General features: G+C 66.1%; 24 protein-coding genes and 4 tRNA genes. 13 read left to right on the top strand and 15 right to left on the bottom strand.

Features of this window, described 5'->3' with window-relative positions; translation table 11 throughout:
* Positions 1-70 precede the first annotated feature (70 nt).
* Together F1C58_RS08505 and F1C58_RS08500 are read right to left on the bottom strand one after the other, a co-directional pair.
* Positions 71-1312, bottom strand: coding sequence for an HRDC domain-containing protein (locus F1C58_RS08505; RefSeq protein WP_185204069.1), 1242 nt, complete (start codon positions 1310-1312; stop codon positions 71-73).
* 92 nt (positions 1313-1404) lie between these two features.
* On the bottom strand, positions 1405-2004 hold the full coding sequence (locus F1C58_RS08500) for a DUF3000 domain-containing protein (RefSeq protein WP_185200715.1): 600 nt from the start codon (positions 2002-2004) through the stop codon (positions 1405-1407).
* Between the two features lie 22 nt (positions 2005-2026).
* Here F1C58_RS08500 and F1C58_RS08495 point away from each other — a divergent pair, with 22 nt between their 5' ends.
* Together F1C58_RS08495 and F1C58_RS08490 are read left to right on the top strand one after the other, a co-directional pair.
* The gene (locus F1C58_RS08495; RefSeq protein WP_185200714.1) at positions 2027-2755 is read left to right on the top strand and encodes a hypothetical protein; all 729 of its coding nucleotides are present in this window, start codon (positions 2027-2029) and stop codon (positions 2753-2755) included.
* A gap of 3 nt (positions 2756-2758) precedes the next feature.
* A complete protein-coding gene (locus F1C58_RS08490) occupies positions 2759-3211 on the top strand; it encodes a S9 family peptidase (RefSeq protein ID WP_185200713.1) in 453 nt (150 codons plus the stop codon).
* 9 nt (positions 3212-3220) lie between these two features.
* Here F1C58_RS08490 and F1C58_RS08485 read toward each other — a convergent pair whose 3' ends face one another.
* The 3 genes from F1C58_RS08485 to F1C58_RS08475 are packed head-to-tail and all read right to left on the bottom strand — an operon-like array spanning position 3221 to position 5310.
* Positions 3221-3934, bottom strand: a complete 714-nt coding sequence (locus tag F1C58_RS08485; RefSeq protein ID WP_185200712.1) for a dihydrofolate reductase family protein — start codon at positions 3932-3934, stop codon at positions 3221-3223.
* Positions 3931-4371, bottom strand: coding sequence for a SufE family protein (locus F1C58_RS08480; RefSeq protein WP_185200711.1), 441 nt, complete (start codon positions 4369-4371; stop codon positions 3931-3933). Before F1C58_RS08480 ends, F1C58_RS08485 begins: the two co-directional genes overlap by 4 nt.
* A 39-nt stretch (positions 4372-4410) precedes the next feature.
* Positions 4411-5310, bottom strand: a complete 900-nt coding sequence (locus tag F1C58_RS08475) for a sulfurtransferase (RefSeq protein WP_185200710.1) — start codon at positions 5308-5310, stop codon at positions 4411-4413.
* 233 nt (positions 5311-5543) lie between these two features.
* Here F1C58_RS08475 and zapE point away from each other — a divergent pair, with 233 nt between their 5' ends.
* Positions 5544-6500, top strand: a complete 957-nt coding sequence (gene zapE, locus F1C58_RS08470; protein WP_185204068.1) for a cell division protein ZapE — start codon at positions 5544-5546, stop codon at positions 6498-6500.
* Between the two features lie 31 nt (positions 6501-6531).
* Here the strand turns inward: zapE and F1C58_RS08465 are convergent, their stop codons facing one another.
* On the bottom strand, positions 6532-7665 hold the full coding sequence (locus F1C58_RS08465; protein ID WP_185200709.1) for a Na+/H+ antiporter NhaA: 1134 nt from the start codon (positions 7663-7665) through the stop codon (positions 6532-6534).
* A gap of 371 nt (positions 7666-8036) precedes the next feature.
* Between F1C58_RS08465 and F1C58_RS08460 the strand changes: the two genes are divergently transcribed.
* The gene (locus F1C58_RS08460) at positions 8037-9209 is read left to right on the top strand and encodes an ammonium transporter (RefSeq protein ID WP_370543711.1); all 1173 of its coding nucleotides are present in this window, start codon (positions 8037-8039) and stop codon (positions 9207-9209) included.
* 229 nt (positions 9210-9438) lie between these two features.
* Complete coding sequence (locus tag F1C58_RS08455; RefSeq protein ID WP_185200707.1) at positions 9439-10467, top strand: ammonium transporter; 1029 nt, start codon at positions 9439-9441, stop codon at positions 10465-10467.
* Between the two features lie 4 nt (positions 10468-10471).
* Here the strand turns inward: F1C58_RS08455 and F1C58_RS08450 are convergent, their stop codons facing one another.
* Complete coding sequence (locus tag F1C58_RS08450; RefSeq protein ID WP_185200706.1) at positions 10472-11371, bottom strand: alpha/beta hydrolase fold domain-containing protein; 900 nt, start codon at positions 11369-11371, stop codon at positions 10472-10474.
* 23 nt (positions 11372-11394) lie between these two features.
* Between F1C58_RS08450 and F1C58_RS08445 the strand changes: the two genes are divergently transcribed.
* Positions 11395-12216: a YqjF family protein gene (locus tag F1C58_RS08445; protein ID WP_370543710.1), complete on the top strand. Its 822-nt coding sequence runs from the start codon at positions 11395-11397 to the stop codon at positions 12214-12216.
* Here F1C58_RS08445 and F1C58_RS08440 read toward each other — a convergent pair.
* Positions 12176-12248, bottom strand: a tRNA-Val gene (locus tag F1C58_RS08440). The two genes, F1C58_RS08445 and F1C58_RS08440, sit on opposite strands and share 41 nt — an antisense overlap.
* Before the next feature lie 120 nt (positions 12249-12368).
* Between F1C58_RS08440 and F1C58_RS08435 the strand changes: the two genes are divergently transcribed.
* The 4 genes from F1C58_RS08435 to F1C58_RS08420 all read left to right on the top strand — a co-directional run bounded on the left by F1C58_RS08435 (position 12369) and on the right by F1C58_RS08420 (position 12965).
* A tRNA-Gly gene (locus tag F1C58_RS08435) sits at positions 12369-12440 on the top strand.
* Positions 12441-12486: 46 nt separating this feature from the next.
* Positions 12487-12557, top strand: a tRNA-Cys gene (locus F1C58_RS08430).
* A 30-nt stretch (positions 12558-12587) separates the two neighbouring features.
* Positions 12588-12659, top strand: a tRNA-Val gene (locus tag F1C58_RS08425).
* 129 nt (positions 12660-12788) lie between these two features.
* A complete protein-coding gene (locus F1C58_RS08420; protein WP_185200705.1) occupies positions 12789-12965 on the top strand; it encodes a hypothetical protein in 177 nt (58 codons plus the stop codon).
* Positions 12966-12995: 30 nt separating this feature from the next.
* On the opposite strand, the gene F1C58_RS08415 is transcribed toward F1C58_RS08420, so the two are convergent.
* The 7 genes from F1C58_RS08415 to F1C58_RS08385 all read right to left on the bottom strand — a co-directional run bounded on the left by F1C58_RS08415 (position 12996) and on the right by F1C58_RS08385 (position 17193).
* Positions 12996-13190: a hypothetical protein gene (locus tag F1C58_RS08415; protein ID WP_185200704.1), complete on the bottom strand. Its 195-nt coding sequence runs from the start codon at positions 13188-13190 to the stop codon at positions 12996-12998.
* A 177-nt stretch (positions 13191-13367) separates the two neighbouring features.
* Positions 13368-13601 (bottom strand): hypothetical protein, encoded by a 234-nt coding sequence (locus tag F1C58_RS08410; protein WP_185200703.1) that lies wholly within the window; start codon positions 13599-13601, stop codon positions 13368-13370.
* 276 nt (positions 13602-13877) lie between these two features.
* Complete coding sequence (locus F1C58_RS08405; protein ID WP_185200702.1) at positions 13878-14498, bottom strand: hypothetical protein; 621 nt, start codon at positions 14496-14498, stop codon at positions 13878-13880.
* Positions 14482-14739 (bottom strand): hypothetical protein, encoded by a 258-nt coding sequence (locus F1C58_RS08400; protein WP_185200701.1) that lies wholly within the window; start codon positions 14737-14739, stop codon positions 14482-14484. Before F1C58_RS08400 ends, F1C58_RS08405 begins: the two co-directional genes overlap by 17 nt.
* 271 nt (positions 14740-15010) lie before the next feature.
* Positions 15011-15643: a hypothetical protein gene (locus tag F1C58_RS08395; protein ID WP_185200700.1), complete on the bottom strand. Its 633-nt coding sequence runs from the start codon at positions 15641-15643 to the stop codon at positions 15011-15013.
* A 106-nt stretch (positions 15644-15749) separates the two neighbouring features.
* Positions 15750-15938: an AlpA family transcriptional regulator gene (locus tag F1C58_RS17090; RefSeq protein WP_185200699.1), complete on the bottom strand. Its 189-nt coding sequence runs from the start codon at positions 15936-15938 to the stop codon at positions 15750-15752.
* 268 nt (positions 15939-16206) lie between these two features.
* Positions 16207-17193, bottom strand: coding sequence for a tyrosine-type recombinase/integrase (locus F1C58_RS08385; protein WP_219731955.1), 987 nt, complete (start codon positions 17191-17193; stop codon positions 16207-16209).
* 516 nt (positions 17194-17709) lie between these two features.
* Here F1C58_RS08385 and F1C58_RS08380 point away from each other — a divergent pair.
* The 3 genes from F1C58_RS08380 to thrS all read left to right on the top strand — a co-directional run bounded on the left by F1C58_RS08380 (position 17710) and on the right by thrS (position 21206).
* On the top strand, positions 17710-18426 hold the full coding sequence (locus F1C58_RS08380; RefSeq protein ID WP_185200697.1) for a potassium channel family protein: 717 nt from the start codon (positions 17710-17712) through the stop codon (positions 18424-18426).
* Between the two features lie 182 nt (positions 18427-18608).
* Complete coding sequence (locus tag F1C58_RS08375) at positions 18609-19097, top strand: hypothetical protein (protein ID WP_185200696.1); 489 nt, start codon at positions 18609-18611, stop codon at positions 19095-19097.
* Between the two features lie 192 nt (positions 19098-19289).
* Entirely contained in the window at positions 19290-21206 is a 1917-nt protein-coding gene (gene thrS / locus F1C58_RS08370) for a threonine--tRNA ligase (protein ID WP_219732067.1), read from the top strand.
* The last annotated feature ends 14 nt before the right edge of the window (positions 21207-21220 follow it).

Genomic DNA, 21220 nt, shown 5'->3' with positions numbered 1-21220 from the left:
CTTTTCGCTCATAGGTAACATCAACGAGCCTAAACCGGCGAAAAACGCGTCGAGAATCGTTTGACTGTTCCTACGAATCGGCCTCGACGCCCGGTTCGTTCGTTTGGCTGGCATCGACAAAGGCATCGAGGATCACCTGTGCGATAGCGTCAACCTGCCAGGGCCGCGCGCCCAAGCCATCCAGGGCTGATCCGATGCTTTCGAGGTCGAGCGGCTCGGGAGGAGTCCAGGAGAGACGTCGGAGCAACTCCGGAGTCAGCAGATTCTCCACCGGGATGTCGACCTCGGCCGAGACCACGGCGATCGCGGCGCGAGCCGCCTTCAACCGCTTGTCGGCCACCGGGTTGCGGTCGCTCCACACCCGTGGAGGCGGCATCGCCTCGCTCGCGACCCGGAGCGCGGGCAGATCTTCAGTGGCCCGTCCCGCTTCGATCGCGGCCCACCAGCGCGGAAGCTCCGAGCGGCTCGCGCGACCGTTGAACTCGCGCAGGGAGGCGAGACCGTGGCGGGAATCCGGCATCGCTTTCGCGGCGGCGACGAGCGACGCATCCGGAACGAGTCGTCCGGGGGCCGTGTCGATCTCGCGGGCGAAGGCGTCGCGGGCCTCCCAGAGTTCGCGGGCGACGGCGAGGTTTCGCGCCCCGCGAACCGTGTGCAGCCCGGAGAGGCGGCGCCAGGCGTCACCGGTGACGACCTTCGCTTCGCGGGCGAGCACGGCGGCGAATTCCTGCTCGGCGATCTCGGATTTGCCGCCGTTCTCGAGGAGGGTGGCCATCGCGTCCCTGAGGTCAGGGAGCAACTCGACATCGAGCGCCGCGTAGACCAGCCAGGACTGGGGCAGCGGCCGTGTCGACCAGTCCGCCGCCGAGTGTTCCTTGGCCAGGTGGATGCCGAGGAGGTCTTCGACCACCGTGCCGAGCCCGACCCGGGGAAGGCCGGCGAGCCGTGCACCGAGCTCGGTGTCGAAGATGCGGGTGGGGTCGAGCCCCACCTCGCGCAGGCAGGCGAGGTCCTGACTCGCGGCGTGCAGGATCCATTCCTCGTCACGGATGGCGGCGTCGAGTTCCGCAAAAGACCCGATGGCCGGCGGGTCGAAGAGGAAGACGCCGGAACCGCGGCGGAAGATCTGGATGAGGTACGCCCGCTGGGAGTACCGGAAGCCTGAGGCCCGCTCGGCGTCGATGGCGATCGGACCGTGGCCCGCCACTATGGCGGCGACGGCCTCGAGGTACTCCTCGCGCGTCTCGATGACATGCACTTCGACGTGGGGAGCCTGCTCGGGTTCGATCCGATTTTCAGGCTCGGATTCGATGGGAGACTCCGCCTCGGGGGCGCTCACGGGCGCTTCGGCGCGGCCCTGAAACTCCGTACCGTCGAGAAACACCGGTTCTCTTCCGGTGTCGCTCACGTCCGATCTCTGCGGGCCGCTAGCACACTCACTCCTTCGACAGCCGGCGGCAGTCCCGCCAGCATGCACAGCAATTCCCCCCAGCCTTCCACATGTGAGGTGATGTCGTGGGCATCGAGGGGAGTCCAGGACGCTCGAAGCTCGATTTGCGCCCCGTCCCCCTGCGCGGCGAGTTCGCCGAAGCCGGTGGAAATGATGCGGGTGGCCGTTCCCGACTCGGCCGTGTACTGCGCGCCGCGTGCTTCGAGCGCATCGACGAGCCAGGACCAGGTGACGTCCGCGAGGAAGGGATCGAGACCGATGTCGCTCTCGAGCGGAGCCTGCGCGTAGCAGACCACCCGGAATACCCCGCCCCAGGCCTCGGGTGCGGAGGGGTCGTAGAGGAGGATGAATCGGCCGGTGCCGAGATCGGAGTCCGAGTTGTGCCGGGCCGGGGTGACATCCGCGGCGAGTGCGACACTGTAGGGCGCGAGATCCCCTCCGGGGGAGGGAATCTCGGTGAGAACGAGCTCCGAGCGGAGCGAAGCCCGCCGGACTGCATCGAGCGCGGCGCGGAACGCGGCCGGCTCCGTTTGACCTGCGGCGTTTTCGGGCACGAGTGAAGACTAAAGTTCCCCTGTGGCAGATTCCCGAAGGCACGCCGTCAAAGCATTTCCGTGGGGTGTCGTCGTCGTCGCCTCTCTCGGCGCCGTAGCGTCGATCGCGGCAGTGACGGTGGCCGGCGTGACGCTCCTGGTTGCCCGCACCGTGGTCACTCCTCCGAAGCGCAGACCGGAGGACACGCGCATCCTCTCGGTCGATGGGGCCGGAGACCTGATCACGCTGTCGTCGACCGCGGATTCCCGCCTTCCGGGTGAGTACAGCCTCTTCTTCGCCGACGGGGGAGGCCACGCGCGGGTCGGGGACATCGTCGCTGAGACCTCGGAGACCGTGGTGCGCCGACTGCTCGCGGTGGACCGGGGAGACCTGTCCCACGCGCGTCGTGGCCGGTTCAGCGGGTGGTTCTACACCGGCCCGGCCGACCTCGGCTTTCCCTTCCAGGATGTGGAGATCCCCACCGAACTCGGGCCGGCTCCGGCCTGGCTCGTGCCCGCCGAGGAGCCGAGCACACGGTGGGTGATCGAGGTTCACGGCCGGGCGGTACGGCGCGAGGAGACCCTGAGGGCCGTGCCGGTGTTCCGGGCGGCGGGCTACACCTCGCTGCTGGTCTCCTACCGCAATGACGAGGATGCCCCGGCGAGCCTGGACGGACGTTACGGCCTCGGTGACACGGAGTGGCACGACGTGGACGCTGCTCTCCGGTACGCGATCGATCACGGCGCAACGGATGTCGTGCTCATGGGCTGATCGATGGGAGGGGCGACGGTGCTGCAGACCGTCACCCGTTCCGAGCTCGCGGAGGTCGTGCGGGGCATCGTGCTTGACTCGCCGGTGATCGACTGGGTCACTGCCCTGCGCTTCCGGGGCGAGCTGCTCGGACTGCCGAACCCGATTCGCACGGCGGTGATCGCGCTGCTCGGCCTGAAATGGGCGGGGCGGCTCACCGGTCAGCACGTGCCCATCGACCTGCCCCGGCTCGACTTCGTCCGTCGCTCCGCCGACCTGCACGTGCCCATCCTGCTCATGCACAGCGATGACGACGGATTCATCCCATCGACGGCTTCGCTCGCCCTGGCGGCCGCCCGCCCAGACATCGTGACTTACGAGCGGTTCACCGTCGCCGGCCATACGAAGCTGTGGAACTTCGACCGCGCGCGCTGGAATGACGCGATCGCGCACTGGCTGCGCACTGCGCCGCTGTAGCGCGAACCCTCAGTCCAACACCCGCCAGCGGGCGTAGAGCGTGCTGGTGTCATCGACGAGCAGCTGCGCGAGCTCCAGCCGGTGGGCGGCGATGGGGGAGCTTCCCAACAGGGGGAGCGACACTCCGCCGACGATGGGACTCGTGGACAGGCAGAGCTCGTCGACGAGACCAGCCTCGAGCATCTGTGCCGCGAGGGACGGACCGCCCTCGCAGACGATCCGACGCAGCCCGCGCAGACGGAGGGCAGACACGATGTCGACGGCGGACATACGGCCAGCGGCATCCGGCACGACGACGATCTCCGCAGAAGGGAGTGCGGTCTTGGCCACCTCGGCGACCGCGGCCGGACACAGCACGAAGGGAATGAACCGGTCGGGGTGCACGGTGAGCCGGTGCCCCCCGAGATCCCCCGTGCTCGTGACGATGGCGAGAGGCGCGGTACGCGGTAGTTGGTAGCCTTCGGCCCGAACGCTTGCGGCCCCCACCAGCACCACATCGCTGTCGCGACGGATTACTCCGAGGATCTTGCGATCGGCGCGATTGGTGAGAGTCTCGGAGGTAGCGTCGCCGCCGGCGGCACTGCCGCTCACGCTCGCGACGAGGTTGATGCGCAGGATGTCGGTTCCGGCGAGGGCATACAGCTCGCCGAGCTGTTCCCGCGCCTCCGTCGATTCGACTTCGATCGCCGGGCCGGTCTCGGGGAACACCCGTCTCACGATCACGCGGGGAGCCTCTCGCGCACCTGGCGCTTAGTGCGGGCGAGCATCGCGGTCATCCCGCGGATACGCAGAAGGCTGACGGCCTCGGTGAGTCCGATGGTGTGGGGAAAGTCGTCGGGCACATCCAGCACCTGCTGGGCGGTGAGTCCCGAGAGCCCCTGGGCGAGGATGGATGCGAATCCCCGGGTCGTCGGAGCCTCTTTCGGCGCGGTCGCGTGCAGATGCACGATCCCGTCGTCGTCCACCTCCACGAAGATGAAGACGGGGGACTGGCACTCCACGACCCGCTCGAGCAGGTCGGGATGGTCGGCGTATCGCGGAGGCAACTCGGGCAGTTCGTTGGCGAATTCGAGCAACAGGATGAGCCGATCGGACTGGTCGAGCTCGAGGAAATCCTCGCGGATCTGGGCGAGGGACTCGGGAAGTGCGCTGGAGGTCATAGGACTCCAGTATTCCATCCGCGCGCGTGCCGCTGACCGTCAGCGGATGGGCACCGGTCCGGGCTCGGAGCCCCTGACGATCGGTACCCGAACCGCGGATCCCCATTCCGTCCACGATCCGTCGTAGTTGCGCACTCCCTCGAAGCCGAGGAGGTGGGTGAGCACGAACCAGGTGTGGGCGGAGCGTTCGCCGATGCGGCAATACGCGATCACGTCGTCGCCGTCGGCCAGACCGGCGCCGGTGCGATAGATCGCGTCGAGCTCCGGCAGGGCGCGGAACGTGCCGTCCTCTGCGACGGCCTTGCCCCACGGCACATTCTGGGCGCTCGGGATGTGGCCGGCGCGAAGGGCTCCCTCTTCCGGGTAAGCGGGGGCGGTGGTGCGCTCGCCGCTGAACTCCTCGGGTGAACGCACGTCGATGAGCGGGTTGCCCAAGTGGGCGAGGACATCGTCCTTGTAGGCGCGGATGACCGAGTCGTCCCGTTGTACGACGGGATAGTCGACCGCGGTCGGAGTCGAGGTCTCGGTGACGTACTCCCCGCCCTCGGCCTCCCATTTGGCGCGACCGCCGTCGAGCAGCCGAACGTCTTCGTGGCCGAACAGGGAGAACACCCAGAGGGCGTAGGCCGCCCACCAGTTGTTCTTGTCGCCGTAGATCACGACGGTGCTGTCACGGGCGATGCCCTTGGAACCGACGAGAGCGGCAAATCGAGCCCCATCGATGTAGTCGCGTTCGACCGGATCGTTCAGGTCGGTGTGCCAGTCGATCTTGACCGAGCCGGGGATGTGCCCGGTCTCATACAACAGCACGTCTTCATCCGATTCGACGACGACGAGGCCCGGCGTGCCGAGGTTGGCGCGAAGCCAGTCGGTGCTGACCAAACTACCGGGATGAGCGAACTCCGTGAACGTGGGTGATGGGTCGACCGCGACGGTCATCTGATACCTCCGGTTTGCGCCCTCTGGGGGCGGCGATTTGCCTGTGGACAGGGAGCTAGGCTCGTAACTGACCGTTATCGAATCTACGCACTCGACCTGAACGACATGTCGTTTCCGTAAGACTTCGACACATCTCCTCCGCAAGCGTAAGGGCCTTTCGACACGTGACCGCCGAACAGGTGATATCCCGAGGCAGCCTCGTGGACCGCGATTCTTCGATCACGGCCGCGGAGATGGTGCAGCACCTCGTCCCGCCGCGGCAGTTCGAGACGGCGACGCTCGATTCCTACCGGCCCGACCGGGACTATCCGTCGCAGGGAGGAGCCGTCGCGGCGATCAGGAACTTCGCCCACGTATTCTCCTCCAAGGGCGGCGGCGGTCTCTTCTCGCGGCGCAAGGCTCCGGTCGAATTGCCCGGGGTGTACCTCGACGGCGGATTCGGTGTCGGCAAGACCCACCTTCTCGCGGCACTCTGGCACCTCGCCCCGGGTCGCAAATACTTCGGCACCTTCATCGAGTACACCGCGCTGGTGGGGGCCCTCGGCTATGCCGGCGCTGTCGCGCAGCTGAAGGGCGCGACCCTCGTCTGCATCGACGAGTTCGAGCTCGACGACCCTGGGGATACCCGGCTGATGTCGCGGCTGCTCTCGGAACTCGTCGCCTCCGGATCCCGCATCGCCGCGACCTCGAACACCCCTCCCAACGCTCTGGGCGAGGGTCGGTTCGCCGCTCAGGACTTCCTTCGGGAGATCGATGCGCTTGCCGCGCGTTTCACGACCCTGCGCATCGACGGGCTCGACTACCGCCGCCGCGACATGGAGGGCCACGCGACCACGACTTCCGTCTCCGACTTCGGGGCGGCACTCGACCAGCTGTCCGGGGTGGTGACGGTGGACGGTTTCGACACCGTGATCCGGCTGCTTTCCACGGGGCATCCGTCGCGATACGTGCGCATGGTGGACGGTGTGGATGCGATCGCGCTGACCGATGTGCATCCGCTCTCCAATCAGACCGATGCCCTGCGACTCGTCGCCTTCGTCGACCGTCTCTATGACGCCCAGGTGCGCATTCTCGCGACGGGCACCCCCATCGACCAGGTCTTCGACGAAGACATGCTCTCGGGTGGATACCGCAAGAAGTATCTTCGTGCCGCGTCGCGCCTCATCGCCCTGACCGCGGGTCAGGTCTGATCCGGCGGTCCTCCCCGTCGGGTGTCGCCGGTCAGGCCGCGTCGACCGAGCGGTAGTGCCGCGCGCGGATCGCGGTGAGAACGACGCCGATGACCGCCGCGAGAACGGAGGCGATGAGCACGGCGAGGGTGCCCTCCACGACGACATCCGGTTGCTTCGCGTAGGCGAGTTCGTTCATGAGCAGCGACACCGTGAAGCCGATGCCACCGAGGCCGGCCACTGCGGTGATGTCGCCAAAGGGCACGCGGTGACGCGCGGCGGCAAGCCGGTTGGCCACGAGGGCCCCGGCGGTGATGCCGACGAGCTTGCCGATCGGCAGCGCGACGAGGATGGCCCAGAACACCGGGCTGAGTTCGCCGATGCCCACCGCGGGAAGCACGACGAGCGCGGCGACGAAGGCGAACACCGGCAGGATGATCCCATTGCTCCACGGCTCGAGCGCGTGCCGGGTGCGGGCGGCGCTCTTGCCCGCCATGACGAGTCCGAGAGCGACCCCGGCGATAGTGGCGTGGATTCCCGAGAGATACACCAGCACCCAGGCCGCGATTCCCAGCGCGATCAGCACGGCGACGATCGGTGCCGATCGCACCCGCCTGCTCAGCCAGCCGAAGACCAGGATCACCGGAACGGCGGCGATCAGCGGCAGCGGCCGGAGGTCGTCGGTGAAGAAGAACGCGATGATCAGGATCGCGATCAGGTCGTCGATCACGGCGAGAGCCAGCAGCAGGGCGCGGACGCGGGAGGGAAGCGCGCGGCCCACGAGGGCCAGTGCTCCGAGCGCGAAGGCGATGTCCGTCGCGGTGGGGATGGGCCAGCCGTGGGAGAGTTCGCGGTCCGGAACCATGACGAGGAACATCGCCGCCGGCACGATGACCCCTCCCACCGCGGCGATGGTGGGAACCAGGGCCTTGCCCGCGCTGTCGAGCTCCCCGTGCGCGAGTTCATGCTTGAGTTCGATTGCTGCGAGAAAGAAGAAGACGGCGAGCAGGCCGTCGGTGACCCAGTGACCGACGGAGAGATCCAGGCCGAGCCACGGCACGGGCAGATGCAGGTCCCGCACGCCCTGCAGGGCGGGTCCGAGCGCCGAATTGGCCAGGATCACACCGAGAACCGCGGCACCGAGCAGCAGGAAGGCGGCGTAGCGCTCGCTCCGGAGAAAAGTCATCGTGCCCCCGATCGGATTCCCAGAAGTCTACGAGAGAGGGTCGCGACGGCGGCTCTCCCCGTTCCATCCCGGCGGTAAGGCTTCGGAAACACGATGTTTACATTGACGCTCGGTGCGTAACAACGGAGAAACACAGTGACACGCTCGTGGAAATATCGGCCCACCAAACTTGCCCCATCCCCGAGGCGGATCCCGAATCGCAGCCTGATTCCAGGCATTCTGCGAAATGCCACGCGGGAGTCCTTCGGTAATAGAGAGAGGCAACCCCACCCATGGTCGCATTGTCGGTCCTTACAAATGCCACGACTGACGGCATAACATCCAACCTGAACTCGCTCTGGCTTCTCGTAGCAGCGGCTCTCGTGCTCATCATGACCCCCGGGGTCGCGTTCTTCTACGGAGGGATGGTGCGCGCGAAGAGCGTCATCAGCATGATGATGATGAGCTTCGGCGCCATGGGCCTCATCGGCGTGCTGTGGGTGCTCTACGGCTACGGCCTCTCCTTCGGCCCGCCGCTCATCAGCGGCTGGCTCGGAAACCCCTCTGGCCTCTTCGGACTCGGCAAGCTGGTGGGCATCGGCAAGGACGGCGCCATGACGGGAGACCTTCCGGGGCTCGCCTTCGCCGGCTTCCAGGCCACGTTCGCCATCATCACCGTCGCCCTGATCTCCGGAGCCATCGCCGACCGTGCGAAGTTCGGCCCGTGGATGGTCTTCGCCGGAGTCTGGGCCACCCTGGTCTACTTCCCGGTCGCCTACTGGGTGTTCAACCTCACCGACGGCTGGGCGCCGCACGTCCTCGGAGTCAACGACTTCGCCGGCGGTACCGCGGTGCACATCAACGCCGGTGCCGCGGGTCTCGCACTCGCACTCGTACTCGGCAAGCGCGTCGGATTCCAGAAGGGCATGTCCAAGCCCCACAACGTGCCGCTGACGCTGCTCGGTGCCGCGCTGCTGTGGTTCGGCTGGTTCGGCTTCAACGCCGGCTCCGAGGCCGCTGTCGACGGCGTCGCTGCGATCGCCTGGATCAACACCCTCGCCGCCCCCGCCGCCGCTATCCTCGGCTGGCTGATCGTCGAGCGGGTCAAGGACGGTAAGCCCACCTCGATCGGTGCCGCCTCCGGTGCGGTCGCCGGACTCGTCGCGATCACCCCGGCCTGTAACATCCTCACCCCCGGATGGGCGATCGTGCTCGGCATCCTCGCTGGCGCCGTCTGTGCCCTCGCGATCGACCTGAAGTTCAAGCTCGGCTTCGACGACTCGCTCGATGTCGTGGGCATCCACCTCGTCGGTGGACTGCTCGGCACGCTCTACATCGGCATATTCGGCAGCGGCATCGGCCTCATCGACACCGGCAGCTTCAAGCAGCTCGGCGTTCAGGCTCTGGCCGGTTTCGGAATCGGGATCTACTCCTTCGGACTCGCCTGGATCATTGGCACGGTCATTCAGAGGACCATGGGCTTCCGCATCACCAACGAAGATGAGGTCGCCGGCGTCGACACCATCGTCCACGGTGAAGAGGGCTACGCCCTCGAGACGGTCTAACCCGGTCGAAGTAGCGAGGCAGCAGGGCGTCGTCCTTCGGGACGGCGCCCTGTTTCCGTCTGCCCGTAGATCGGTGCGCCCGTGTCGCCGGCTGTGCCCGGTCTTGGCTGCCCTTGGTGGTCACTTCGGTTGGTGTTCGCTGCCCCTGGTGTTTACTGCCCCTGGCGTTTACTGCCCCTAGTCTTGGCTGCGACGACGCCACCGGGGCGCCCGATGCGAAAGGCGTCGAATGGATGCTGTGAGCCTGGGCTTCAGCGCGCTGGCCATCGTGTCGATCCTCGCCGTGACCGCTCTTCTCGCCGTGGTCGAGAATCGTTTCGCTTCGGCGGATTGGGCTGGCACCGTGCTGATCGCCGGCGTCGGCGGTGCGATCGTCGCCCTGGCCTGCTTCCTGCAGCTGCTGGTACTCCCGCTCCTCCTGATCGGGCCACTCGCGGCGCTGGGGGCGCTCTTCGCGACCCTGTCGACCTCGCTTTTGCGCTCGCATTCCACAACTCGCAGGCTCGGACTGGCCGCCGCCTCCACTGCACTCGTCTTCCTGCCCCTGGCGTGGACGGTGTTCGCCACGACATTCGACCCCTTCGGAACCCAGCTCGGAGTGATCGACCTGGGGGGAGGTGTGCCCACCCTTGTCGGTGGCGGGGCCGTTGCTCTCGGCACGGCACTGACTCGCGGGCGTGGACGGATCGCGCTGCCCCCCAAGACCAGAGGATGGCGGGTGCTCATTCCCGCGATCCTGGCCTGGATCGCCGGAGTGGGCTGGGTGGTCGGGCTCGAACTCGCCGCCGACGACATGGTGCCGGTGATCGCGGTCAGCGCGCTCGTGATGCCCGCGCTTGCTGCCGTGGCCGCGTCCCTCGTCGAACGGATTCGGTTCGGCCGTACGACGCCCTCGGCGATCGTCGTTGGCCTCCTGGCTGGGATCGCGGCAGTGGTGCCGGCTTGTGCGTTCGTCACGGCCCCTCTCGCCGCCGTCATCGGGGTGATCGTCGGAGCCGTCACCGGCGTCCTTCCGCAACGGATGAGCGGCTGGCCCGCCACGGCACTCGCGCTCGGCGCCGCGATCAGCACAATGCTGCTCGGCGCATTCGGCGCTCATATCGGCTACATCTACACGGGCCAGCCCGAGCTTGCCTTTGGTCAGCTGTCGATCGTGCTGTTGGCTGTGGTCGGCGGGGGAGCGGTGGGCACCCTCCTGGGCTGGCTCTCTCGCCGGTGGCCGTCTGGGAACCGCGCCGATTCTTCGCCGGAGATCTAGCTCTCTAGTCGACCATCGACCGGGCGACGACGGCCCGGGCTGCGGTGCCCTCGGGGATCGGCAGGATCGGGAACACGTGGATCATCCCCGGCACCTCGTGGTAGTCGACGCTGAGCCCGGCGGCCTCTGCGAGGGACAGGAACCTCGTGGCATCCGCATTGAGGATGTCCCGGGTGCCGCTGAACATCGTGAGGGAGCCGAGCCCGCTGAGGTCGCCGTAGATCGGGCTGACCCGGGCATCCGTCTCGGCGAGCGGCCCGCGGTACACCCCTCCGGCGAAATGCGATCCGGGAACGGCGAGCCATGGGTCGTGGGGCGCAATGACGGCGAGCTGCGGATCGGTGCCGGTGATGTCGAGCCAGGGCGAGACGAGCACCGTGCTGTGCGGGGCCTCGATACCCCGGTCGCGGAGTTGCATCGCCACCGCAAGGGCCATCCCCCCTCCGGCCGAGTCGCCGAGAATGCTGGTGTTTCGCGCGCCGACCTCGTCGATGAGGGAGCTCGCGAGAGCCGTGGCCTTCGGCACTATCGTGTCGGCGGTCTCCGCGGGGGCGAGCGGATAGATCGGCACGAGGAACCGGGTGTCGGTCTCCACGGCGAGCCTGGCCACGAACAGCCAGTGCTGCAGGGCGATCTCGAACACGTAGCATCCGCCGTGGAGGTAGAGCGCGCGGCGCGGAGGCGTCTTTCCCTTCGGGGTGATCTCGTAGACGGTCCAGCCGTCGATGCTGAGCTCGCGGATGTCGACGGTCTTCGCCAGCCGGGCCGGGGGGCGAGAATTCGGCGCTCGTCCGGCGGCCTGACGGGCCAGTTTGCGCTTCATGGCATCGGCAGAGGAGAACACCCGCTTCGATCCCCGCAGAGTCATGACGGCGGGCATGAGGCGACTGGCAAGACTCGACATGGGGCAAGCATAAGCTGGCACTCGTGGAGTCGATCTCGCAGACAGCGCCGATTCTTCCAGGGCGCCCGGTGCTCCAGCAGTTCTGGGCCGACCTCACCTTCCTGCACTGGAGAGTGGATGCCTCGGTCGTCGCGCCGCTCCTGCCGCCCGGGATCGTTCCCGACATCTTCGACGGCAGCTCCTGGGTCGGGCTCATTCCGTTCCGGATGATCGGTTCCGCGTTCTTCGGGGGGCCGGCCGTTCCCTACTTCGGCACCTTCACCGAGGTGAACGTGCGTCTCTACGGAGTGGACGAGTTCGGTCGCCGCGGCGTGGTCTTCGCCTCGCTCGAAGCATCACGGCTCGCCGCCGTCGTGGCTGCCCGCGCTGTCTTCGGGCTCCCGTACTTCTGGGCATCCGCGGACTTCGGAAGCGAGGGGACGGAGTATCGGTACGCGAGCAAGCGGATCGGCGGCGGCGGCCCGACTACGAGAATCGTGAGTCGGGTGTCCGGAGTGCCGGTGGTGGATGACCCCCTCGCCGACTTCTTGACCGCGCGCTGGCGGCTGTTCGTCGGGCGGGGCGGGAAGACCGCGGTGCAGGCGAATCGACACGGCGCCTGGCCGCTGTTGACGGCGGAGCTGATCGAACTCGACGACGCTCTGCTTGCGGCGGCGGGACTGCCGGGGATCGCGGATCGGGCGCCGGATTCGGTGCTGTTCTCCCCGGGCGTGCTCACCCAGTTCAGTGGAGCGCAGCCGATCACTGCACCAGAGCGTGGCAGGTTCGGGCTGCCAGGCGCTACTGCGCGGCCAGGAAATATTGTGGGCGATACCGGACTCGAACCGATGACCTCTTCGGTGTGAACGAAGCGCGCTACCAACTGCGCCAATCGCCCTGACTCGCCAATCCTGCCATATCCGGCGACCGTTCACGACGCCACGCCGTTCCGTCACACGGTTTGGCGAGACCCCGGGCATCGGCTAGAGTCATGGACGCACGCAGAAATGCGAGCAGTGCGGATGTGGCGCAGTGGTAGCGCATCACCTTGCCAAGGTGAGGGTCGCGAGTTCGAATCTCGTCATCCGCTCGAGTGAAGTAGTTTTCACTGTATGTGACTCGAAAGTGTCATGCACGGTGGCGTGGCCGAGAGGCGAGGCAGCGGCCTGCAAAGCCGTCCACACGGGTTCAAATCCCGTCGCCACCTCGAAGGGCAAAGATAACTTCACACAAGTTTGAGCGATTGGCGCAGCGGTAGCGCGCTTCCCTGACACGGAAGAGGTCGCTGGTTCGATCCCAGTATCGCTCACAAGAGAAACCCCCGGTCAGCCGGGGGTTTCGTCTTTAAGGGAGAGCCCTCGTGGGGTATACGTGGGAGAGCGCTCGCAGAACGCAGCCTGAATGGTGCGCCGAAGACACCTCAACTGAAAGACTGACTATGAAAAAAACGACCATTGGACTATTCGCCCTCGGCGCAGCGGTTCTCATTGCGCTCGTCATCATCATCGTGGTCCTCGTGAACGGGCAAAACGCGGCGAAGCAAGCTGCCAAGGATCAGGAATGCGCTCAGTACCCGACAGGGTCCGTTTCCTATTTTCTCTGCATAGACAACTAGCTCGGCGAGCTAGGGGACCAGCAGACTCGCTCAACCGCTCCGTGGCGATGTCGGCGGAGCGGTAGTCGGCACACCGAATAGCCACCGGGTGTAACTCGCGAGGTTGGCGGCCTGTTCCGTGGTCATCCCGAGGTGCGGCACTCTGGCGAGCTCGGCGTCCGCCTGCTCGAGCATCGCTGCGACCTCGACGGGGGACTCTGGACCCGGTGCCCGGTGCTTGGTCATCCCTCATGCTCTCATCCTCTGCGGCGGAGCACGCCTGAATCAGTGGTGGATGCACCGTGCACGGCGTGACTGCAACTGTTCCCGTCCCTCCGCGACCAGCAGGCCGAATCGAGGACCCGAGCCGTTAGCCGGGCGTACAGGCCCCCGAACAGCGGCGCGCATCGTCTTGCTTTCGGCTCAGCCTCCGTCGGAAACCACGACCGCACCGGCGACAGTCGCCCCGCGTTGCCCTGCCGCGATACTTCGAGTCAACTCGAAGAACACTTTCAGACCTTCCTTCGCTGCCTCCTCTCCTCCGCCGGGCGGGCCGCCGAGACCCTGCAAATCCCGGTACGCCCGGCTCAGGGCCGCGATGCCGCTGGCGACCTGCTGGAATTGCCGCGCATCCTCCGCCTCAGCGAGGCGCACCATTCGTGCGTGACTGAGGTCTGAGAGCAGGCCGTCGCTGATCTGCTCGCGCCTGTCCGCAGCGTCAACCGAAGCCGCCGCAACTGCTCTCGCGGTCTGCTGACGGTCGAACGTCAGCCCAGCTTGACGGGCACGCCTGCTCACCGTTGACGGGCTCAGCCCGAGCTGACGCGCAATCGAATTGCACGACCGTCCCTGTCGAACAAGCTCGAGCAACGTCGCCCCTGACTCCTCAGAAACTGCCACGACGTGCCTCGCGCGCGAGAACCGAATGTTGCATCACGTCGCGTCTCTGTTCTTGATGGCGGCGGGCACGTCGTGGCGGGTCGCGTTTTCCAGATTGCCGCCGTAGGGAAATGGCAGACCGCGATTCGCAGCCGCGACGGCGCAAACCGCAGCGGCAACCCACGATGCTGCAATCTCGCGCCCGTGGCCGACCCCATCCACGATGACGCTCGTCGCTGACCCGCCTTGCTCTTCCTGAACAAAGTTCGCGCTATCGAAGCCTTCCTGCTGTGACCGGTCCCAGTTTGAGCGCGGCACACCTGCTGTGCGGAGAATTGCCGCCGCGGTGTCGATTCGGGCGTTTTCGCCGTCGATCACGCCCACCAAATTTTCGAGGGCCGCAACGGCGGAATCGTACGCCCGCAGCGAGTCCTCCGAATGCTCCGCGAACAGTGCAGCCACTTCCGCCTTGGCTTCGCCCTGTCGCACCAGATCGGCGGCGCTTTGCCTCTCGCGTGCGCGCTGCTCGCGACCCTTCGCCCACAGAGCGGCCAGCGTGACCCGTTCACGTGCCTCTGCGAGGGCAGCAGGCTCGACCTGCTGCCCAGCGATAGCGGCGGCCTCCATCGCGGCCAGACGCGCCTTGGCGGACAATTCATCAGTGCTCAATGTCATTGCTATCTCCTTGATTCGTGGCACCCGTTGGCGCCGTGGTGGACGACTCGGCCGATTCAGCCGCGACGAAGTCGAAAATCCCTGCGCGGCACAATTCGCCGATTCCTGACCAAATATTCGCGAACGTGCGTTCGTCGCCGCCGCAGGCCTCGGCGAGACACCGAGCGGCGGCTGCCAGCTCCCTGCCGTAGAGACGCGCCACGTCCCCAGCGGCGGCCTGAAGCGCATTCGGATCAGTCACCGCGACACCTCACACGACGGGCAACAATCGAACCCGCCCGCTTCAGCCGCCGGATGCACGGGGAAACCGCACACCGGGCACTCCTGCCATTCCAGCGGATCGGCCCCCAACCGCGCCCGCGACTCAGATACGCAAGACGGGCACACGCCCAATGAGTCCGTGGGCTCGTGATGCTCCGGACAGGTCAGCGCGGGTGTCTCTGCCGTCAAATCCGAAAGCCATCGGTAACCGCGACCCGGTTCCCTCGTCGGCCACGACGGCGCGGCCCCCATCAGCTCGCCCTCCGCACACGACGGACAAGGCCGCCCTCACGGACAGTGTCGTACTGCACAGACTCACGGGAACCCACGTCTGGGGGTGCCAGAGGGGGCGAAGACGATTCAGGCCCTGTCTGGTCGGAACTCAGAGAGTCAGCGGGGAAACTTTGCGATTCTTCGTTTCCAATAGTTCTTATAGTCCCTGCCAGTCCTGGCCTGTCCCTTTCGCTTGTCGATTCGTTTAGCGATTCGTTTAGCGATTCGCTTCCCGCAATGGATTCGGTAGAGGGCTTGGGAGCAGCGGTCCGAGAGGGGAGCTCGCGGGGCGGTCCGGCCGTGCGGCCACCCTTGGCCCCGTTCTTGGCATTCGCCGCCTGCTGCCTCACCACGGCGTCCCTGTCGCGTTGGTAAACGGCATGGTGAGCGATCACGTAGTCGCCGTCCGCTGTCTCCCACCAGCCGACCCGGAGGAGCTCTGCGACGGCCTCGGGGTGTTTGGCGAAACGGCGCATGTCGCCCATCGGAATGCGGCAATTGAGCAGCTTCCGGTTCGACCAGACAAGCCCCTCCACATGCAGGCGGAACGCAGCATCGGAGAGCACCTCGCAGTCGTCGGGGAAATCATCCGAGAGCTTGGTCCACGTCATCGGCTGCTCCTCGCCCGTCGGGCGGCTGCCGCGGCAACTCGACGCCGGTTGCGTCGCCTCTGCGACGATTTCTGGCGCCGCGTCGGCCAAACTGGCCCGCGCCCGCTCACGCGACATCGCCGCCGATTGGCTTGCCCATCGCCTCGAGGTCCGACAGCCGGACTCGGATCAGTTTTGGACCTAGGCGCTCCGCTGGAAGTAGACCCTTGGCTATCCACCGGCGAATCGTTAGCTCGCTGGTGCCTTGATGCTCTGCGCACTCGCAGATGCTGAGTTTTGGGTCGGTGAGAGGCACCGGTTGTCCCTTCGTTTGAGACCACCTGCGCGCTCGAGAAAGTCGCGGTGTGATCCGTGTGAAGGCATTGAACAACCGGGTTCTGCGCGTGCCGTTATGCGCCGTTTGCCCTGACCTCTAGGCAACTATCCGGGAGGCCACGCAAACCGTTGATTGGTCAGAGCATATCATGCGTGCGCTCTACCAACCAAAATAACATCGCGCTGATCAGCATTTTTGCAAACGCTGTTTGCACTGTCGGGACAGTCAGCAGACTATCGAGCGGGAGTCAGGCTGAGGTGTTGCGGCGACTCATCCGAGCCGCCAGCTCGTCGTCTCGACTGCCAGAGTGTTGGTATCTCAGCGCGGCGCCCAATGACGCGTGCCCGAGTCTCGCCATCGTCTCGCGCACCGTGGCGCCTGTCTGCGCGTAACGAGTACCCGCGTAGTGGCGGAGGGCGTGAAAGGGCATGTCGGCGCGACCAGCGACCATCCGAGCGGGGTACCAATATCGCGTGAAGGTTGACTGCGCGAGGAACCCGACACCATCGCGAGACGGGAAGAGCAGAGCGTCGCCGATGAGGGTGCGGACGTGCTGCGCGATGACCTCGGCGTCGTCGCCGAATATCGCAACTCGGCGGATGCCTGCCTCGCTTTTCGGTTTGCGGACGACGAAGCCCGCGGCGGTGGCGACCACCCCGCGGGAAACGTCGAGCCGAACGGCGACGACCGCGCCGGACTCGTCACGTTCGACAGTGACATCGCGGGCGCGCAGGGCAGTCGCCTCGCCGTATCGGAGACCCCCGACCGCGGCGACGAGCACGAGAGCGCGGAAGCGGGGTGCGATGCTCTCGAGTATCGTCTCGAGCTCGGCGTCAGTGGGTGGCACGACCTTGCGGCCGGTGTGCGTGCTCTGACCGCCTCGGATCGTGCACGGGCTGGTCGCGAGGATGCCGTCGCCAACCGCCGTGGCAAGGATGCTCGAGAGCAAGCCATAGGCGCGAGAGGTCTGCGTTTTGTGGCCGGTCTCCATCTGCTCGGCGCGCCACCGCCGGACGACGGCTGGTGTCAGGCTTGCGAGGGGGAGCGCCGTGAGGGTAGCGAGCGGACCACGCAATAGGCGGCGGTATTCTTCGAGGGTTCGCGGGCTCAGTTGGTCGCCCTTCGCGTTGGTTCGGGATGCCAGCCACGTTGCGGCGAACGTCTGCAGCGTCTGGTTCCGTTCGGCCTGTTCTGCGGCGAGAACGCTTGGCGGCTGCCACTCGCCCCGGGCCATGTCGGTTTGTCGAGCGGCGAGCCATCCGCGCGCGTCGCCGAGATTGTCGAATGTCCGAGGGGCGGAGTGACGTTGGCCATCCGGGGCGGTGTATCGCGCCCTGATTCGACCAGAGGGAAGTTTGTCGAGTTGGCCGAACGTCTCGCGCCGCTTTCGTTTCGTGGTTGCCATCGCCCTAAGGCCTCTCCGTGGGACATCGTGGGACATCTCAAGCTGATTAATGTGTACTTGTGACTACTAATGACACTATCAGAATGGCAGCCGAGCCCAGTGTTTATATACTGGAAACGCCAAATCACGGGGGCGAACACGAGGCGTCAAATGCTGGTTCGATCCCAGTATCGCTCACAGAAAAACCCCCGGAATCTTCGTGATTTCGGGGGTTTTGTTTTGGGCACCTCTCCCGACGCCACGCTAATTCAGGGATGACCTTCGATATGTGGGCACGGACGCAAGAGGCCAGACGCGAAAGTGGGACGCGTCGATCGGATGCGGCGGACTCGGTAAAGTCGCCGCATGACTTTGGCCCGGTGGAAACTTCTTACTGAATGGCCCCTCGCTGGCGCGGCCCTGCTGTTTCTCGTCGCCTATGCGTGCTCGGTCATCGGTGACTTCGCAGGACCAGAATCGACCGTGACCGATTGGATAATGAACGTCGTCTGGGCGATGTTCGTGGTCGATTACGTCGTGAGTCTGGTCCTGGCTCGGCCGCGAGGACGGTGGTTCGTCCGCCACCTGTACGAACTGCTCATCGTCGTTCTCCCAGTGCTCCGTCCGCTGAGGCTCTTGAGGCTCGTCACGCTGCTCGCGGTACTGCACCGCACTGCCGGCAGCGCTCTTCGCGGCCGGATAACCCTGTACGTCGGAGGATCAGCACTCCTTCTCGTATTCGTCGCGGGGCTCGCCGTTCTCGATGCCGAGCAAAATGCGAGCGGCTCGAACATCCGGACTTTTGGAGACGCTCTATGGTGGGCATTCGTGACCATCACCACGGTCGGCTACGGCGACTACTACCCGGTCACTCTCGTCGGTCGCCTGATCGCTGTCGGGCTCATGATCTCGGGCATCGCACTCATCGGGAGCGTGACAGCGACATTCGCATCCTGGTTCATCGAGATCATCGGTCGGCCGCCCGTGAGATACGGCGATGAGCTGGCCGGTGATGCTGACGAAGTATTTGCCTCGGTTCGGCGGCACGACAATCCTGACGACGGGACGGCGCCCGCACCATAGCGGCAGGCCCCGAAGAGGACGCTGCGGTGTTGTTCGTGCCCACTGCTCGGGAATCAGGCACTGAGGGCGAATCGCGAGCGGTCGAGACAGATTTCCGGCGGCGGGTGGAACTCATGACAGGTCGTTCTGTCCCACCTAGTGGGGAATGGTGATTGGGTACAGTTTTCGCGACACTGGGGTACATGTACCCGGAAAGCGATGACTCCTCTGCCGAGCGCACCGCTTTTGCCGATCTTCTCGTCTCCTCTGGCCTTGTCTCGGCGAAGCAACTCGCCCGGGCTTCCGTCGAGAGCGCGCTCTCCGGAATCGCAGTCGACGCGGTGCTCGTCACGCAGGGAGCCCTGGATCCCGTGGCCCTGCGTTCGGTGCTGGCGCGCGCCTGGAACCTGCCGGTGCTCAATCTCGCCCGCACCCATGTGGATCACGACCTCGTAGACCAGTGGCCCGACGAGACCTATCTCTCCGAGAGTTGGTTTCCGGTGCGCGATCAGTCGAACGGCACGGTTCTCGTGGCCACCTCGCGGATTCCGGATGCCGCCCGCGCGGATCGCATCGCCGGCGTCATCGCCTCACCGGTGGAGTTCGGCGCCGTCGCGTCGGCGGACATCGCAGCGGCGGTGGCCCGAGCGGTGAAGCGCCGCAGCCGGGGACGGCGGCTCTTCCTGAGCTGACCCGGCCCCATCACCGCGCGACGCTAAAGTTGAGACACCCCTGTCGCGCCTCTCGGCGCAGACTCTGTCCAACGCAAGGAGACATCCGTCGTGTCAGATTCGCCCGCCGGCAACGAGCCCATCCTCGAGTCGATCACGGCGGCGGAGGCGACCACCGGGTTCGAGCTCTTCACCGATCGCCAGGTCATCGCGATGCGGGTCGGAGGGGAACTGCGTGATCTCGCGGCATCTGTCAGCGAGGGCGAGATCGTCGAACCGGTGCTCCTCTCGTCGCCGGACGGGCTCAGCATCCTGCGCCATTCCGCCGCCCACGTGACCGCCCAGGCGCTGCAGTCGATCAACCCGGAGGCCAAGCTCGGGATCGGGCCGCCCATCACCGATGGCTTCTACTACGACTTCGACGTCGAGACCCCGCTGACCCCGGAAGACCTCAAGGCCATCGACAAGGCCATGGAACGCATCATCAAGGCGGGACAGCGGTTCGTTCGGCGGGTGGTCACCGAGGATGAAGCTCGGGCGGAGCTCGCGAACGAGCCCTACAAGCTCGAACTCATTGGGCTGAAGGGGCATCCGACCGAAGGCTCCGGCGGCACCGACGACAATGAGTCCGTCGAGGTCGGCGGCGCGGAGCTCACCATTTACGACAACGTCGACCCGCGCACCGGCGAGACGGTGTGGAAAGACCTGTGCCGCGGCCCGCACCTGCCGAACACCCGCCTGATCGGCAATGGCTACGCGCTCACGCGCAGTGCTGCGGCGTACTGGCGAGGCTCCGAGAAGAACAAGCAACTCCAGCGGGTCTACGGCACAGCCTGGGCAACGAAGGACGACCTGCGGGCCTACATCACCCGGCAGGAGGAGGCGGCCAAGCGCGACCATCGCAAGCTCGGTGCCGAACTGGACCTGTTCTCCTTCCCCGAGGAGATCGGATCCGGCCTCGCCGTGTTCCACCCCAAGGGCGGAATCATCCGGGCCGAGATCGAGAACTACATGCGCGACCGCCTCATCGCAAACGGGTACGAGCAGGTCTATTCGCCGCACATCACCAAGGGCAGCCTGTTCGAGACCAGCGGGCACCTGCAGTGGTACAAGGAAGGCATGTTCCCGGCGATGCATCTCGACGAGGAGGTGGATGACGAGGGTCACGTCACCCGCCAGGGCCAGGACTACTACCTCAAGCCCATGAACTGCCCGTTCCACAACCTGATCTTCCGCGCGCGAGGGCGCAGCTACCGCGAGCTCCCGCTGCGCCTGGCGGAGTTCGGCACCGTCTACCGCTACGAGAAGAGCGGCACCCTGTCTGGCCTGACTCGTGTGCGCGGGCTCACCCAGGATGACGCGCACATCTACGTCACTCCGGAGCAGGTGAAGGGCGAGATCTCCAGCCAGCTCGACTTCGTCTTCGAGACCCTTCGCGGTTACGGTCTCGACGACTTCTACCTCGAACTGTCCACCCGCGATCCCGAGAAGTCCGTCGGCACCGACCAGGCGTGGGACGACGCGACGGAGACCCTCCGCCAGGTGGCCACCGAATCCGGACTCGAATTCGTGATCGACCACGGCGGCGCGGCATTCTACGGCCCCAAGATCTCTGTGCAGGCGCGGGATGCGATCGGACGGACCTGGCAGCTGTCCACCGTGCAGCTCGACTTCAACCAGCCGGAACGTTTCGGGCTGGAGTACACGGCCGCCGATGGCACCCGTCAGCAACCGGTGATGATCCATCGGGCCCTCCTCGGCTCGATCGAACGCTTCTTCGCCATCCTGCTCGAACACTATGCCGGCGCCTTCCCGGTGTGGCTGTCGCCGGTGCAGGTGGTCGGCATCCCGGTGGCGGAGCAGTACGAGGAGTACCTCGGTGACGTCATCCGCCAGCTGCGCGACGCCGGAGTGCGGGCGGAGCTCGACGACTCGAATGACCGGATGCCGAAGAAGATCCGCACCCACACCAAGCTGAAGGTGCCGTTCCAGCTGATCGCCGGTGAAGAGGATCGCGCTGCGGGCGCCGTGAGCTTCCGCTACCGTGACGGGCACCAGGACAACGGTGTGCCGATCGCGGAGGCGATCGAGAGGATCACCACGGCGATAGCGACCCGGGCACAGGTCTGACGTGACCGGCAGCT

This window comes from Glaciihabitans sp. INWT7 (assembly GCF_014217685.1).
Classification (GTDB): domain Bacteria; phylum Actinomycetota; class Actinomycetes; order Actinomycetales; family Microbacteriaceae; genus Lacisediminihabitans.
This window is presented reverse-complemented; position numbering and strand designations above follow the sequence as displayed.